Here is a 16,529-nt window from a genome sequence, read left to right on the forward strand (position 1 = left end):
AGGAGGGGTAGCTATGAAAAATTTAAACAACCGTATATTAATTACAGGATTTTTAATTATTATTTTCGGAATGTGTATATGGACTGGAAAAATTATTTACTTGGATAAAAAAACCTTTTCTAATTTTGAAAATAGGGATCTAGCTATTGATCCTGTCTTAACTAAAGATGGTTTAAAATCAGGAAAATACTTCAAAGATACCGAGTTACACTTTACAGATCATATTGCAGTTCGAGATTTCTTTATTAAAACATATACAAATTTACAAATGCACTTCAACCGAACATTTATAAATCAAAAATATGTTGCAAACGATGGTTTTATTTTATCTGAACCAACAAAAACTGACGAACGTGAACAAATGAAGCAATCTGTAAATGAATTAGATAATTTAAGAAATCAGTTTCCAAAAACTGAGTTTTATTTTATGTTAGCACCAAGTAAACTAACGACATTTTCATATAGATATCCACCATACGTAGATCGTGGATATGACCAAAAACATCGCGATTACCTTGTACAAGCATTAAATAATATAAACTTTCCTGTTATCGATGTTCTGCCATTCTTCCAAAAAGAGTTTAGCCGTGAACAGCTAGAAAGTTTATACTTTAAAACAGACCATCATTGGAATATGAAAGGTGCGTTTTATGGATATGAATATGCAATGAATTATATATCTGATCACTCAAAGATATATAAAGATGATAAAGTTAATCGAGATAATTATAAATTCATTACTGAAAAACCTAATGGAGATTTTATTGGAAGTTGGAATAAACAACTGTATAATTTAATAAAAACTCCTGAACAAATCCCTTATGTACAATTAAAGCAAAATCCAAATGCTTGGGATGATTACACCGTATATATTGGGCCTATATCTGAGCAAGCAACTAAAGTACCAATGAAAGAATTCTTTGCAAAGGATAAAAAACAACCTGCACCAAATTATGCAGCGGTCTATCAAACAGACTATGCACAAATTAATATTCTAAATTCAAAAGCAAAAAACAAATTACATGCTGTAGTTATCAAAGATTCTTATGCTGATGCAACATATCCCTTATTTGCTCAGCATTTTGAACAAATAACATTTATCGATCCACGATTTGCAGCTAGTAAAAATATAATAAAAGATCTAAAAGAATTAAATCCTGATGTCATACTATTCCTGTATAATGACTCTAGTATAAGCCCAGAAATGTACCAATTTAAAAACGAACAATAAAAAACAACAAATAAGAGGTGACGAAGAATCACCTCTTATTTGTTGTTTTTATTTTTTCTATAATACACTGAAATTTTATTCAGTCCTCGAGAACTTAGATTTTATAGATCACTTATCTTGACAGCTTCTTTGCTTTCATTAGATGTGGGTTACTACACTACTATCTACGAATGGGAAGATAAAATGTAACTTCTATTAATAATATTATTCTTTCCCCCAATTCAATCCTCTATCTCATCCTAATAACTTTATTTCCTTCCAGCATGGAGATTAAAATAGCTTACCTAACATAAAAAATAAAAAACCACCTTCTAATATCTAGAAAGTGGTTTTTTATCTACTTCATATTATTTTACAATGTGAATTGGCATTCCAAGAGCAACTTCCGCTGCTTCCATTGTGATTTCACCTAATGTTGGGTGAGCATGGATTGTTTGAGCGATATCTTCTGCTGTCATTCCAGCTTCGATAGCTAAACCAATCTCAGAGATAATATCAGAAGCGCCTGCACCTGCAACTTGCGCACCTACAAGAAGACCATCTTCTTTACGAGTTACAAGTTGTACGAAACCGTCTGTGCTGTTTAATGATAATGCACGGCCGTTTGCAGCGAATGGGAATTTAGAAACCGCTACTTCCATTCCAGCTTCTTGAGCTTGTTTCTTAGTGTAACCAACAGATGCTAATTCTGGATCAGTGAAGCATACTGCAGGAATTCCGATGTAATCGATAGCTGATGCATGTCCACTAATTGCTTCCACAGCTACTTTACCTTCGTAAGAAGCTTTGTGAGCTAATGGTGGTCCAGGAACGATATCACCGATTGCATAGATGTTTGGTACGTTTGTACGGCATTGCTCATCGATTTCGATGATACCGCGGTCAGTCATTTTAACTCCAACTTGCTCAAGACCGATTTCTTGAGTGTTTGGACGACGACCTACAGTTACTAATACATAATCTGCTTCTACAGTTTGTACTTCGCCTTTAACTTCGAAGCTAACTTTTACGCCGTTTTCAGTTTCTTCAACGCCTTTAGCCATAGCTTTTGTATGGATGTTTACGTTACCTTTTTTCTGAAGAGCACGTTTAACAACTGTGCTCATTGCTTTTTCGAAACCAGCTAAAATTTCATCGCCAGCTTCTACTACAGTAACTTCAGTACCGAAGTTAGCATATGCAGTTCCTAATTCCATACCGATGTAACCGCCGCCGATTACAACAAGCTTTTTAGGAATTTCAGGTAAGCTTAAAGCACCTGTAGAGTTGATAACACGTTTAGAGTATTTGAATCCAGGAATTTCGATTGGTGTAGAACCAGTTGCAAGAACAGCATTTTTAAACGTATAAGTTTGAGCTGCATCTTCAGTCATTACACGTAATGTGTTAGCATCTACGAAGTAAGCTTCACCGCGAATGATTTCAACTTTGTTACCTTTAAGAAGGCCTTCAACACCGCCAGTTAATTTCTTAACTACGCCGTTTTTCCATTCTTGAACTTTTGTGAAGTCAACTGTTACGTTCTCAGCAATGATACCCATGTCATCAGAATGTTTTGCATTCTCATAACGATGACCTGCATTGATTAATGCTTTAGAAGGAATACATCCAACGTTTAAGCATACGCCACCAAGGTTAGCTTTTTCAATAATTGCTACCTTTTGACCTAATTGTGCTGCACGAATTGCTGCAACATATCCACCAGGACCTGCACCAACAACGACTGTATCTAATTCAATTGGGAAATCTCCTACTACCATTGTTATTACGCCTCCATTACTAATAATTGTGGGTCGTTCAATAAACGTTTAATTTGGTTTAATGCTTTTTGAGCAGTTGCGCCGTCAATTAAACGATGGTCAAAGCTTAGAGATAATGCTAATACTGGAGCTGCAACGATTTCACCGTTTTTCACAACTGGTTTCTCAGCGATACGGCCAATACCAAGGATTGCTACTTCCGGGTGATTAATAACTGGAGTGAACCATTGTCCACCTGCAGAACCAATGTTTGTGATTGTGCAAGAAGCACCTTTCATTTCTGCTGGAGCTAGACGACCGTCACGTGCTTTACCAGCAAGCTCATTGATCTCGTTAGAGATTGTGAAGATAGATTTACGATCTGTATCTTTAACAACTGGTACCAATAGACCTTTGTCTGTATCAGCTGCGATACCGATGTTGAAGTAATGTTTATGAACGATTTCTGAAGATGCATCATCTAAAGAAGTGTTCAACATTGGGTATTCACGTAATGCAGATGTTAAAGCTTTTACAACGTATGGAAGGTAAGTTAATTTAATACCTTTGTCAGCTGCAACAGCTTTGAACTTTTTACGATGAGCAACAAGTTCTGTTACATCTACTTCGTCCATTAATGTTACGTGAGGAGCTGTGTGTTTAGAGTTAACCATTGCTTTTGCAATCGCTTTACGGATACCGCTCATTTTCTCACGAGTTTCTGGGTATTCACCAGCTGGAATTGGTTGTGCTTTTGGTGCTTCTTCTTTTGCTGCTGCTGGAGCTTCTACTGCTGGAGCTTCAGTTGCTACTACTGCTTGTCCACCATTTGCAAATGCATCGATGTCAGCTTTTACAACGCGGCCATTTTTACCAGAGCCAGCTACTTTATGAATGTCTACACCTTTTTCACGAGCGTACTTACGTACAGATGGCATAGCAATTACGCGCTCGTTTACTTCTTCAGCTGCTGCTGGAGTAGCTTCTGCTGCCGGAGCTTCTGCTTTTGCTTCCTCTGCTTTTGGAGCATCGTCATGGTCGTCACCTTTAAATTTAAGGTTTTCGTATCCAGGAGCATCAAACTTAATTAAAGTATCTCCTACTACTGCAACTGTACCTTCTTCTACAAGTACTTCAAGTACTTTACCTTTAACTGGAGAAGGGATCTCTACAACTGCTTTATCATTTTGTACTTCAAGAAGTACGTCGTCTTCGTTTACTTCATCGCCTGGTTTAATAAACCATTTTACGATTTCACCTTCGTGGATACCTTCACCGATATCTGGTAGTTTAAATTCAAATGCCACGGAATTCAGCCCCCTGATTCATATCATTATTATGGAATAAGCACAAAAGAAATCAGCATGTGCTGATTTCTTTTGCACATGAAAAACTAAAATTAGAAGTTCATTACTTTGTTAACAGCTTCAACAATATCTTTATGGTTTGGTAACCATACGCTCTCAGCTTGAGAGAATGGGAATACTGTATCAGCAGCTGCAACACGTACAACTGGAGCTTCTAAGTTTAAGATTGCACGGTCGTTAATTTCCGCTACAACGTTTGCTGCAATACCTGCTTGTTTTTGAGCTTCTTGAACAACAACTACGCGGCCTGTTTTTTCAACAGAAGCAATGATTGTTTCGATATCTAATGGTTGAACTGTACGTAAGTCAACAACCTCTAAAGAGATACCTTCTTTTTCAAGTTCTTCAGCAGCTTTTAATGCAGCGTGTACCATCGCACCATATGCGATAACAGATACATCTGTACCTTCGCGTTTCACATCAGCTTTACCTAAGTCAATTGTGTATTCGCCTTCTGGTACTTCTTGACGGAATGAACGGTACAATTTCATATGCTCTAAGTAGATAACTGGATCGTTGTCACGAATCGCAGAGATTAAAAGACCTTTTGCATCGTATGGAGTAGATGGAATAACAACTTTTAGACCAGGTTGTTGAGCCACTAATCCTTCTAAGCTATCAGCGTGTAGTTCTGGAGTATGAACGCCACCACCGAATGGAGAACGAACTGTTACTGGAGCAGTCCAACGTCCACCAGAACGGTAACGCATACGAGCTAATTGACCAGAAATTGAATCCATTACTTCATAAACGAAACCGAAGAATTGGATTTCTGGAACTGGACGGAATCCTTCAAGTGCAAGTCCAACTGCAAGTCCACCAATACCGGACTCTGCAAGTGGAGTATCCATTACACGGTCTTCACCGAATTCAGCTTGTAAACCTTCAGTAGCACGGAATACACCGCCGTTTACACCAACGTCTTCACCAAACACAAGTACGTTAGGATCATTTTTCATTTCAACGCGTAAAGCATCAGTGATCGCTTGAATCATTGTCATTTGAGCCATGGCTTACTTCGACTCCTTTTCTTTGTAAATTTCATATTGTTCAGCTAAGTTGTAAGGCATTTTTTCGTACATGATTTCCATTAAATCAGTTACTTTTTGTTTTGGAGCTTGGTCAGCCTTAGCAATTGCTTGTTTGATATCTTCTTTAGCTTCTTCGATTACCTTTTCTTCTACTTCTTGAGACCATAGGCCTTTGTTTTCTAAGAATGCACGGAAGCGTACGATTGGATCTTTTTGTTCCCATTCGTTTTCGATATCTTTTGTACGGTAACGAGTTGGGTCATCACCAGCCATTGTATGTGGACCATAACGGAATGTTAAAGTCTCGATTAAAGTAGGACCTTCGCCATTTACTGCGCGCTCACGAGCAAAAGCAGTTGCTGCGTATACAGCTAATGGGTCCATACCGTCTACTTGAATTCCGTAAATACCTGCTGCTACTGCTTTTTGCGCTACAGTTTTTGCTGCAGATTGTTTTTCTACTGGAGTAGAAATTGCATAACGGTTGTTTTGAACAACGAAGATTGCTGGAGCTTTGAATGCACCTGCAAAGTTCATACCTTCGTAGAAGTCACCTTGAGAAGCACCGCCGTCACCTGTGTAAGTAATTGCAACAGATTTTTTACCACGTAATTTCATACCTAACGCAACACCAGCAGTTTGGATAATTTGCGCACCGATGATGATTTGTGGAGCAAGTGCATTTACATTTTCAGGCATTTGGTTACCCATGAAGTGTCCACGAGAGAATAAGAATGCTTGGTATAATGGTAAACCATGCCATACTAATTGTGGAACGTCACGATATCCTGGTAAGATGAAGTCTTCTGCTTCAAGTGCGAAATGACTTGCTAATTGAGAAGCTTCTTGTCCAGCTGTTGGTGCGTAGAAACCTAAACGTCCTTGACGGTTTAAAGAAATAGAACGTTGATCTAGTACGCGAGTATACACCATACGGCGCATTAATTCTTTTAATTGATCATCAGTTAATTCAGGCATTGCTGCTTCATTCACAACTTCGCCTTTTTCATTTAAAATTTGTAATGTTTCAAATTGAGCTGCGATAGCTTTCATTTGCTCATCAACATTAAATAGGGTCTTTTTTGTTTTAGTACCCATTCCGTTCACCTCTTCCTCTCTTGAACCATATTCTGAAACGCTTTCACTAGCAACTAGCTAGAAAGAAAACGCAACCATGTAAACCGACAGGAAACCTCGCCGGTTGAGAATAATTTTGTGTACCTAACAATCTGTACTAATGTTTTTTCAGAAACATATTAATACAATCTTGATCACGTTTTTTAGTTTACAACTATTCTAATCACGATGTCAATTACTTTGGTTACGTTTTTTTTTATGAATAACATTGAGGTTTCCACTGTACATAAGTGTTTTCATTTTCACATCTGTATTAGTAAGCAATAACCTACTGTTATATTATTCCCTTTTTAACCATCTTTTCATCGTAGAATAATATGTAAACGATTAATTCTTCTTAGTTTTTCTCTCTTTACAACAAAAATATGCAATCGCTTCTTCCTTTTCTAGGCGAATGTCTATACACTCCTTATCACTCTCCCATACATTATACTAACCGCAGTGTTAGCGGGAAATGATAAAGGAGGTCATCTCATGTACGGATACACATATTGCTATCCAACTTGTTCATATCCTTCCTATGGCTATGGAGGTTCTTGCGGAGGAGGATCCGGACGCGGCTTTGCCTTAATCGTTGTATTGTTTATCCTTTTAATTATCGTTGGTGCTGCTTGCATTCGTTAATGTAAAACAAAACAACTATAGAAAGAAACAGGCGGCTATGCCGTCTTTTCTTTTTACTAAACGAACTCTGATGAAGAAAGTGCCGCACCCGGCATACTCTTAATTCGCTCCAATTATATATAGAGGCTATGTACTTTATCATGACTTTTTTCAGCTCCTTTGGTAGACTAAAGGAGAAAGGAGAGATTGTGAATGCTTACAATGAATGATGTAATTCGTGAAGGAAATCCCATTCTACGAGCAGTAGCAGAAGAAGTACCTCTGCCAGCAAGTGAAGAAGATATACGTACTCTTAAAGAAATGATCGAACTTGTAATAAACAGTCAACACCCTGAAATGGTTGAAAAATATAATTTACGTCCAGGAATCGGGATTGCTGCACCACAAATTGGCATTTCAAAAAGAATGATTGCTGTTCATGTTACTGATACAAATGAGACATTATACAGCTATGCTTTATTCAATCCAAAAATTATTAGTCACTCCGTTGAACGTACATACTTATCGGGCGGCGAAGGGTGCCTATCTGTAGATCGTGAAGTTCCCGGCTACGTTCCGCGTTACACACGAATCACAGTTAAAGCGACTACTATCGATGGTGAAGAAGTAAAATTACGTTTAAAAGGGTTGCCAGCGATTGTATTTCAACATGAAATTGATCATTTAAACGGCGTAATGTTCTATGACCACATTAATCAAGAAAACCCTTTTGCATCCCCTGATGATGCAAAACCATTCGAAAGATAAAATAACAAAAAAGCAGAAGCTTTAGCTCCTGCTTTTTTTATAATGAAATGGTTCCCACACTCTTTTGTTACAATAAATGAGCCCACTGTAAGCCGTGAAGAATCCCATCTTCACTAACATCTTTCGTCACATAATTAGCAAGTTTTTTCAAATCCTCATGACCATTCCCCATCACAATACCTGTTCCTACCGCTTCAATCATCTCTAAATCATTTAACCCATCTCCAAAAGCATAGACCTGTTCACGTTTAAATCCTAATTTCTCAATAAACTTTTCAATTCCCTTTGCTTTTGAACCACCATTTGGGATAATGTCCATCGAATATGCATGCCAACGAATAAAGTGAAAATCTGGATAATCATGAAGAAACTTTTCTTCTTCACCTGCTTGGCAAAAAAGAAGCGTTTGATAAATATCACGATTTTCATAAAAACCTGGTTCATATACTGGATGTTCAAACTCCAAACTTCCGAAACTTTCTTTTACATAATCATGATATTCTACTGTTGCCTTCATATCCTTATGATCTAAATAAACAAGCGGGTATCCCTCTTGCTTTGCAAATCTTGTAAATGTATGTAACGTATTAGAATGTAGCGGATTTTTAAATATAACCTCATCTTCAAATACAACATATTGGCCATTAAAACTAACATAATTATGAATATTAAGTTCATTACGAATATCTTCAAACATGAAAGGCGCACGCCCTGTCGCAATTGCCACATGTACTCCTTTTTCTTGCAACATACGCACGGCTTCTCTTGTAGATTGCGGAATTTTTTTATCATGATCTAGTAATGTTCCATCAATATCAAAAAAGACGATTTTATCATTCATTTTCAAAACCCTTTCTAGCCCTTCTATGTTCCTACCTTGACTATTTCTTTTCAAATCCTAAAAAAAAGTATAACATATTAAACATCTGTGAAGAAAGCGTTCACTTCCTAACCTTATTCGCACAATATGCATATACTATCAAAAGAACATTGATGTTTGTTTGAATGAATTTTCTTTTCTAATCTATCTCATACTATATTCATAACTGGGGGGCATACTGCCTGTGAGAGCCAAAAACGTAACATAAGATTACATCTGCACGAGCCAATAAAACCCTTGAATATCCGGACAGCACTTCCCTCATTTCTCTTCTATGATTTCCTAGTATGTAGAGATGAAGAGTTACTACTGACTAAACAAAAAATAAGTATGCATGTTTGAAATAAGGAAAGGAAGGAGTAATCATGCTGAAGAAGCTGAAGAAAAAGTTAAAACGATATTTAAACGATTTAGTCCGTAAAAAGACCATGGCTTAAATCGTGCCCATTTCGGGCTTTTTCTTCATTCTCATTCGAAAAAACATGAAAATCATGACTATTTGCTTTATAATAGGTAACAGATAATGCAAAACATAGACAAGGAGAGGTTTTCCCAATGATTTTTAAAGTATTCTATCAAGAAAAAATGACTGAGGTTCCAGTACGTGAAAATACAAAAGTTTTATATTTAGAAGCGGAATCTGAAAGAGACGTTCGTACAAAATTACAAAAGTTCGCATATAATATTGAGTTTGTCCAATCTGTTACTGGCGCTCATCTTGAATACGAAAAGCAAAATGCTGATTTAACATTAACGGAGATCGTATAATTTATGAAATTCCTAAAAAATGATCAGGCGGCCGTTTTTGCTCTTGGTGGACTCGGTGAAATCGGCAAAAATACATATGCTGTCCAATTTCAAGATGAAATTATTATAATTGATGCTGGAATTAAATTTCCAGAAGACGAACTTCTCGGAATCGATTACGTGATTCCTGATTACACTTATTTTGTACGAAACGAAGATAAAATTAAAGGGTTATTTATCACACATGGTCACGAAGATCATATCGGTGGAATCCCTTATTTATTACGCCAAGTGAACATCCCAATTTATGGTGGGAAATTGGCAATCGCCTTAATTAAAAACAAGTTAGAAGAGCACGGATTACTTCGTAAAGCAAAACTTTACGAAATTCAAGAAGACGATGTTATTAAATTCAAAAAGACATCTGTTTCCTTCTTCCGTACGACGCACAGTATTCCAGATTCATATGGAGTTGTTGTGAAAACACCGCAAGGGCAAATTGTTCATACGGGAGACTTTAAATTTGATTTCACACCAGTAGGGGAACCAGCAGATTTAACGAAGATGGCAGAAATCGGTAAAGACGGTGTCCTTTGTCTCTTATCTGATAGTACCAATAGTGAAGTACCTAACTTTACAATGTCTGAACGCCGCGTCGGTGATAGCATTCAAGATATTTTCCGCAAAGTGGAAGGACGTATTATCTTTGCAACCTTCGCGTCCAATATTCATCGTTTACAACAAGTTGTAGAAGCTGCTGTTGAAAACAATCGTAAAGTAGCTGTATTTGGCCGAAGCATGGAAGCAGCAATTGAGATTGGTCATAATCTTGGTTATATTCGTTGTCCAAAAGATACATTTATAGAAGCGTCTCAACTAAATCGCCTACCAGCTAATAAAGTTGTTATTTTATGCACAGGTAGTCAAGGGGAACCAATGGCAGCACTCTCTCGTATTGCTAACGGTACACATCGTCAAATTCAAATTATCCCTGGTGATACAGTTGTTTTCTCTTCTTCACCAATTCCAGGGAATACCGTTAGCGTAAGCCGTACAATTAATATGTTATACCGTGCTGGTGCTGATGTTATTCATGGTAAACTTTCAAACATTCACACAAGTGGACATGGTGGACAAGAAGAACAGAAGTTAATGCTACGTCTCATTAAACCTAAATACTTTATGCCAATTCATGGTGAATTTCGCATGCAACGTATGCATATGAAATTAGCAAACGATTGTGGTATTCCAGAAGAAAATTGCTTCATTATGGACAATGGTGATGTTCTTGCCTTACGTTCAGATGAAGCAAACGTTGCTGGAAAAATCCCATCCGGCTCTGTTTATATTGATGGAAACGGCATTGGTGATATTGGTAACATTGTATTACGCGACCGTCGTATTCTTTCTGAAGAAGGACTTGTTATCGTAGTTGTCAGCATTGATATGAAAGAATTTAAAGTTGCAGCAGGACCTGATATTATCTCTCGTGGATTCGTTTATATGCGTGAGAGTAGCGATTTAATCAACGATGCACAAACTTTAATTACTACTCATTTAGAAAAAGTAATGGAGCGAAAGACAACACAATGGTCTGAAATTAAAAATGAGATTACAGATACATTAGCACCATTCTTGTATGAAAAAACAAAACGCCGTCCAATGATTTTACCAATCATTATGGAAATATAAAAAAAGGACAATGCTTGCTGCGAGCATTGTCCTTTTTTATTTCACATTATATCCTATCGTAAGAAGTGCTTAAAGCGATTCACTTCATCATCATGACCAATTACAATTAAAATATCTCCTGATTGAATATTTTCTGTAGCTCGAGGAGAAACAATAACTTCCTTCCCTCGCTTAATTGCCACAATGTTTAATCCAAACTTCGCACGAATATCTAGTTCAATTAAAGAGTGGCCATCAATTTTTTTATTTGCGATAATTTCTACAATACTATGCTCATCTGAAAGCTCTAAGTAATCTAATACGTTACTTGAAGCAATATTATTCGCAATTCGTTTTCCCATATCGCGTTCAGGATGGACAATATGATCTGCCCCTATTTTAGTTAACACTTTTTCATGATAATCATTTTGAGCCTTAACAGTAATATTTTTTACGCCTAATTCTTTTAAAATAAGAGTCGTTAAAATACTCGCATTTAAATTGTCACCAATCGCAACAACTACATGATCGAAATTGCGAATTCCAAGGCTCTTTAAGACCATTTCATCTGTTGAATCTGCAATCACTGCATGCGAAGCAATATTTGCAAATTCATTTATCTTGTCTTCATCAGAATCAATTGCCATTACTTCCATACCTAATTGAGCTAATTCACGACAAATACTGCCTCCAAAACGTCCAAGTCCGATGACAGCAAATTCTTTCTCTTTCTCACTCACATGAATTCCTCCAATAACATCAAGTCCTGTCTACTTTTATTGTAGCATACTTTATATTCGCCACAAAGACTAGTAATCAACGTATACTTATTTTTGCTTTTGTATATAGAAATACTGCTGCAAATAAAATGCAATAATACAAATGAGCATACCAAAAACAAAAATATTTCCAAACGAACTAAACGTTTGAAACACAAATAATAATGTTTCTTGACCAAAAAAGGCAAATAAGAGCTGTGTAAAAGCAAATAAGAGCGCCCATTTATAATGCTGTTGATGAAATAAATAATGAGTTGCTCCTAAAAATGCACAAAATGAAATAATAAATATCCACCAGGTCTCTAAAAACACTTGCCATCCTGCAAAGTTATATCCATTTACAACAAGTGCAATGATTCCAATGACTAACATCGTGGGAACACTCCAAAATAACGCTCGACTCCGAAAAAATCGAATCCCATTAAAATCACCTTTTTCATTTGCGCAATACGTTAAAAATGCTGTACTTATATACAGGACAGAAAGAATTGTTAATACGATGATTAACCAAAAATGTAACTGATTATATTCATGTTCTATATTCGTAACAATAGCTGCTAACATACTTGGAATCAGCATACCTGTCCATCCGTCAATTTTCCTTTCATTCCAAAACACAGCATTTCCTATTCGAATTCCTAAAAGCATAAAAATAGTGACACCAATTACAAATAATGTTGTCTTATTTCCAACTAGACTTGTCGAAAAGGCAATTAGACCAATAAATAAAAAAAGAACGAATCCATTCATAATCTCTAATACTGGTGATAAATAACCTTTCACCCATTTATATGTTTCTTCATATCCTCGTTTATTCGTTAAGCGATATGCGTAAAAACTTATCCCGAAATAAACTGCTGCAATAATAACATATGCGTATAAAAAGAAACACAAGATTGCACTGCCAATCTGCACCTGATTCCCCACCCTTTTTTCTATATATCACATTGATTTTACACATTTATCGCATAAAAAGTAAACTAAAACATACAGTTCCATTTCCTTCAGTAAGATTTTTATTTCTAAATTAGTATGTACACGTCCCATTTCTCATTTATCCTACTATTTATAAAGTGAAATTTTAATCAATGGAGGTTTCCCCCCCCACCTACCTTCTTTACTTTCGCTGCATGTTGAGGTGGAGCTCTTACCACCCATGAATAGCGTAATAAAACAAAAACCTCCTAATGAAAAGGAGGCTTTGCACATATCAAAAGAAACTTCTCCTTCCAAGCCATCTAGCATGTAAAGAGAAAGCTCCCCATCTTATTCAGCTTCTTTTTTCGCTTCATCTAACACACGATTTACTCGTTTTGTTAGCATTTTCATTCCACTTCCACCTGCTTGGAAATGACGAAGCACACCATTTTTATCAAATACATAATACGCTGGTACATATTGATTTTCAAATGCATCGGCAATCTTGTGTTGGTTATCCACCAAAATCGGTTGGGATATTCCGTGCTCTTTTGCAACTGCTTCCACTTGCTCAAGATTTAAATCTTCTTCTGAACGTGGCATATGAACTGCAACAACATTTAATTGCTCTTTATATTCATCACGGAATTTATTAATATCTGGCATTGCTTCTTTACATAAGTGACAACTAACTGACCAGAAATGAATAAGTGTTGGCTTTTCGCCAATTAGTGATTCACGTACTACTTCTCCATTTAACACTGTTGTTGCACCGTCTAAAGAAGGCATTGGTTGACGTAATTTCATGATTTTCCCCCCTTACGGATGTAGAGAAAGGCCTAACAAAATATTGTTAGACCCTGCTATATTTCACAATAAAATTAAACGTTTAAAGTTGCTTGACCTGGTTTCCAGTTTGCTGGGCAAAGTCCACCAGTTTGAAGAGCTTGAAGAACACGAATTACTTCGTCAACTTCACGGCCAATGTTGTTGTGATGTACAACTTGGTACATTAATTCGCCTTCTGGGCTAATGATGAATAAACCACGAAGTGCGATACCTTCTTCTTCAAGTAATACACCGTAGTCACGAGATACTACATGGTTTGTATCAGCAGCTAGAGGGTATTTTAATTCACCTAAACCGTTTTTCGTACGGTCAGTGTTAATCCAAGCTAAGTGAGTGTGAATTGTATCAGTAGATACACCAATTACTTCTGCATCTAAATCTTCGAACTCATCATAACGATCAGAAAGTGCGATAATTTCTGTTGGACATACGAAAGTGAAGTCCATTGGATAGAAGAAAAGTACCGTCCATTTGTCCTGTTTCATAACCTCTTCAAGACTTACTTTACCAAATTCTTTGTTTGGCATAACAGCGTCCATTTCAAAGCGTGGCGCTTGTTTTGCTACCATACGTTCTGCCATATGTATCAACCTCCGTAAATTTTTTATCATATATTGTCTACTCTTGTATTATATAAGAGGAATTAGTTTTTAGTCAATTTTATTTGATAATTATTATAAAATAACTTACTAACAACTTGTTCCTCCACCTACCATTATAAAGTATTGTGTTAGAATTACAAAAAAAATGCATCATAAATTATAATTTTCCACATAAAAAGAACAGGCTTTAACCCCTGTTCCCTTTCCATTTTACATATTGATTTAAAAACGAAATGGTTTGTTCGATTGCCTCTTCTTTCGGTTGTAGCTTTGCATGATGTAAACCATATTCTGAGTCTACCCCAAGCCAAAACATAAATCCTGGGATATCACGAAGCATATACCCGAAATCTTCTCCTGTCATCGCCTCTGTACATGTAACAACATTCATATTCGTTTGCTCAGATGCAAACATCATAAACTCTTGCGTTAACTCTTCATGATTATATACTTGATGATACATTGCTCCATAATCAATAACAGCTTCACATTGAAATGCTGCTTCGATACCTGTGACAATCGCTTCTATTCTGCTCTTCACTCGTCTCATCGATTCAACTGATAGTGTTCGAATTGTCCCTTCTAGGCGAGACTTTTCTGCAATAATGTTTTGGACTGTACCACCTGTAATTTTACCAATTGTAATAACCGCACTATCAAGTGGATTCACATTACGACTAACAACCGATTGAAGCTGTGTAACAAGATGACTTGCCGCAACGATCATATCGTTCGCAGTATGTGGATATGCTGCATGTCCACCTTTTCCTTTTAAATCAATATATAGTTCCGATGTATTTGCAAATAGTAATCCTTCTTTTGTTGCGATTGTCCCCACTGGATACTCTGGTGCGATATGAAGACCTAGAATGATATCAGGCTTCCACTCTTGTAGTTCTTCGCTTCCTAACATAGGTAAAGCGCCACCTGGTCCTTCCTCCGCCGGTTGAAAAATAACTACAAGGTTATCATCTATCCTGTCATTTACAACCGCTGTTAAGAGTCCTAAGCCGATTGTAGCATGCACATCATGACCACATGCATGCATCATTCCTTCATGAATAGAAGCGAATTCATACCCAGTTTCCTCTGAAATCGGTAAACCATCAATATCTGCACGATAACCAATCGTTTTCCTTGGATTTCTGCCATTCACTTTAACGATTACGCCCGTTTTCCATGTTTTAACTTCAATATATTCCTTAGGAAGAGTATAAATATAGTCTAAAATATATTGTTGTGTTTTCCATTCCTTAAACCCTAACTCCGGAATCTTATGTAAATCCCTACGAATTTGTACAAATTTACTGACTGTCATGTCTCCACCACCATTTATCTCGCTATTCGCGGGCAGTAAGACCTCCAACTCAAAATTCAGCGAAAGCAAAGAAGTTAGGTGGGTGATCAACTGCCCGTAAAAGTTTCACTTTATAAAAAGCGTAAGAGCTTATTTGCCCTTACGCTTTTGTTCTTTATTTTTCTGGGTTTAATTGACGAAGTTCTTGTTTAATTTCTGTTTTTGCTTTTGTCTTCTCATCAATTTCTTTAATAACACGAGCTGGTGTTCCTGCAACCACTGTATATGGCGGTACATCTTCCGTTACAACTGCACCTGCTGCAACAACCGCGCCTTTACCAACTGTAACACCTTCTAGGACAACTACATTTGCACCAATTACAACGTCATCTTCAACGATAACTGGTTTTGCAGAAGGTGGTTCGATCACACCTGCAAGTACTGCCCCAGCACCAACGTGACAGTTTTTACCTACTGTAGCACGTCCGCCAAGCACTGCATTCATATCAATCATTGAACCTTCACCGATTACTGCACCGATATTAATCGTTGCATTCATCATAATAACTGCATTATCACCGATTTCAACATGGTCACGAATAATTGCACCTGGTTCAATACGAGCTTTAATACCTTTTAAATCAAGCATTGGAATAGCAGAATTACGACGGTCGTTTTCAACAACGTAATCTACAACGTGCTTTTTATTGTCTTCAAGAATTGTCTTAATCTCAGACCATTCTCCAAATAAAACACCAGATTTTTTATTTACAAATGCTTGTACTGTTTCAGGGAATGTTACTTCTTTTAAATCCCCTTTTATGTATACCTTTACAGGAGTTTTCTTCTCGCTTTTTTGAATAAACGAAATAATTTCGTTTGCATCCATCATTTTCATGCTTGTTGCCTC

General features: G+C 36.8%; 16 protein-coding genes. 5 read left to right on the forward strand and 11 right to left on the reverse strand.

The annotated features are described in order from the left end of the window. Positions 1 to 13 precede the first annotated feature (13 nt). The gene (locus C564_RS0106480; protein WP_018764785.1) at positions 14 to 1,231 is read left to right on the forward strand and encodes a DHHW family protein; all 1,218 of its coding nucleotides are present in this window, start codon (positions 14 to 16) and stop codon (positions 1,229 to 1,231) included. Between the two features lie 347 nt (positions 1,232 to 1,578). Here C564_RS0106480 and lpdA read toward each other — a convergent pair whose 3' ends face one another. The 4 genes from lpdA to pdhA form a co-directional block, all read right to left on the reverse strand. Continuing rightward, on the reverse strand, positions 1,579 to 2,991 hold the full coding sequence (gene lpdA / locus C564_RS0106485) for a dihydrolipoyl dehydrogenase (protein ID WP_003208305.1): 1,413 nt from the start codon (positions 2,989 to 2,991) through the stop codon (positions 1,579 to 1,581). 5 nt (positions 2,992 to 2,996) lie between these two features. After that, positions 2,997 to 4,277 (reverse strand): pyruvate dehydrogenase complex dihydrolipoyllysine-residue acetyltransferase, encoded by a 1,281-nt coding sequence (gene pdhC / locus C564_RS0106490; protein WP_018764786.1) that lies wholly within the window; start codon positions 4,275 to 4,277, stop codon positions 2,997 to 2,999. 92 nt (positions 4,278 to 4,369) lie between these two features. Next, complete coding sequence (pdhB, locus tag C564_RS0106495) at positions 4,370 to 5,347, reverse strand: pyruvate dehydrogenase complex E1 component subunit beta (protein WP_003199951.1); 978 nt, start codon at positions 5,345 to 5,347, stop codon at positions 4,370 to 4,372. Between the two features lie 3 nt (positions 5,348 to 5,350). Next, complete coding sequence (gene pdhA / locus C564_RS0106500) at positions 5,351 to 6,466, reverse strand: pyruvate dehydrogenase E1 component subunit alpha (RefSeq protein ID WP_000536894.1); 1,116 nt, start codon at positions 6,464 to 6,466, stop codon at positions 5,351 to 5,353. 513 nt (positions 6,467 to 6,979) lie between these two features. Between pdhA and C564_RS0106505 the strand changes: the two genes are divergently transcribed. Next, positions 6,980 to 7,129: a YjcZ family sporulation protein gene (locus C564_RS0106505; protein WP_018764787.1), complete on the forward strand. Its 150-nt coding sequence runs from the start codon at positions 6,980 to 6,982 to the stop codon at positions 7,127 to 7,129. A gap of 192 nt (positions 7,130 to 7,321) precedes the next feature. Continuing rightward, the gene (def, locus tag C564_RS0106510; protein ID WP_003199945.1) at positions 7,322 to 7,876 is read left to right on the forward strand and encodes a peptide deformylase; all 555 of its coding nucleotides are present in this window, start codon (positions 7,322 to 7,324) and stop codon (positions 7,874 to 7,876) included. A gap of 67 nt (positions 7,877 to 7,943) precedes the next feature. On the opposite strand, the gene C564_RS0106515 is transcribed toward def, so the two are convergent. Next, on the reverse strand, positions 7,944 to 8,717 hold the full coding sequence (locus C564_RS0106515; RefSeq protein WP_018764788.1) for a Cof-type HAD-IIB family hydrolase: 774 nt from the start codon (positions 8,715 to 8,717) through the stop codon (positions 7,944 to 7,946). 594 nt (positions 8,718 to 9,311) lie between these two features. Here C564_RS0106515 and C564_RS0106520 point away from each other — a divergent pair. Together C564_RS0106520 and rnjA are read left to right on the forward strand one after the other, a co-directional pair. Next, on the forward strand, positions 9,312 to 9,524 hold the full coding sequence (locus C564_RS0106520; RefSeq protein ID WP_003199941.1) for a DNA-dependent RNA polymerase subunit epsilon: 213 nt from the start codon (positions 9,312 to 9,314) through the stop codon (positions 9,522 to 9,524). A gap of 3 nt (positions 9,525 to 9,527) precedes the next feature. Continuing rightward, complete coding sequence (rnjA, locus tag C564_RS0106525) at positions 9,528 to 11,195, forward strand: ribonuclease J1 (RefSeq protein WP_003199940.1); 1,668 nt, start codon at positions 9,528 to 9,530, stop codon at positions 11,193 to 11,195. A gap of 53 nt (positions 11,196 to 11,248) precedes the next feature. On the opposite strand, the gene C564_RS0106530 is transcribed toward rnjA, so the two are convergent. The 6 genes from C564_RS0106530 to dapD form a co-directional block, all read right to left on the reverse strand. Next, positions 11,249 to 11,914 (reverse strand): potassium channel family protein, encoded by a 666-nt coding sequence (locus C564_RS0106530; RefSeq protein ID WP_003199938.1) that lies wholly within the window; start codon positions 11,912 to 11,914, stop codon positions 11,249 to 11,251. An 87-nt stretch (positions 11,915 to 12,001) separates the two neighbouring features. Further along, positions 12,002 to 12,868 carry a cytochrome d ubiquinol oxidase subunit II gene (locus C564_RS0106535; protein WP_016116081.1) on the reverse strand — a complete coding sequence of 289 codons (867 nt, stop codon included), beginning with the start codon at positions 12,866 to 12,868 and terminating at the stop codon, positions 12,002 to 12,004. 351 nt (positions 12,869 to 13,219) lie between these two features. Beyond that, positions 13,220 to 13,678, reverse strand: coding sequence for a TlpA disulfide reductase family protein (locus C564_RS0106545; protein WP_003208302.1), 459 nt, complete (start codon positions 13,676 to 13,678; stop codon positions 13,220 to 13,222). Between the two features lie 74 nt (positions 13,679 to 13,752). After that, complete coding sequence (locus tag C564_RS0106550) at positions 13,753 to 14,301, reverse strand: peroxiredoxin (protein WP_003199933.1); 549 nt, start codon at positions 14,299 to 14,301, stop codon at positions 13,753 to 13,755. 208 nt (positions 14,302 to 14,509) lie between these two features. Further along, positions 14,510 to 15,640 (reverse strand): N-acetyldiaminopimelate deacetylase, encoded by a 1,131-nt coding sequence (locus tag C564_RS0106555; RefSeq protein WP_003199931.1) that lies wholly within the window; start codon positions 15,638 to 15,640, stop codon positions 14,510 to 14,512. A gap of 154 nt (positions 15,641 to 15,794) precedes the next feature. Continuing rightward, positions 15,795 to 16,517, reverse strand: coding sequence for a 2,3,4,5-tetrahydropyridine-2,6-dicarboxylate N-acetyltransferase (gene dapD, locus C564_RS0106560; RefSeq protein WP_003199928.1), 723 nt, complete (start codon positions 16,515 to 16,517; stop codon positions 15,795 to 15,797). Positions 16,518 to 16,529: the final 12 nt, after the last annotated feature.

Source organism: Bacillus sp. 105MF, assembly GCF_000374885.1.
Classification (GTDB): Bacteria; Bacillota; Bacilli; order Bacillales; family Bacillaceae_G; genus Bacillus_A; species Bacillus_A pseudomycoides.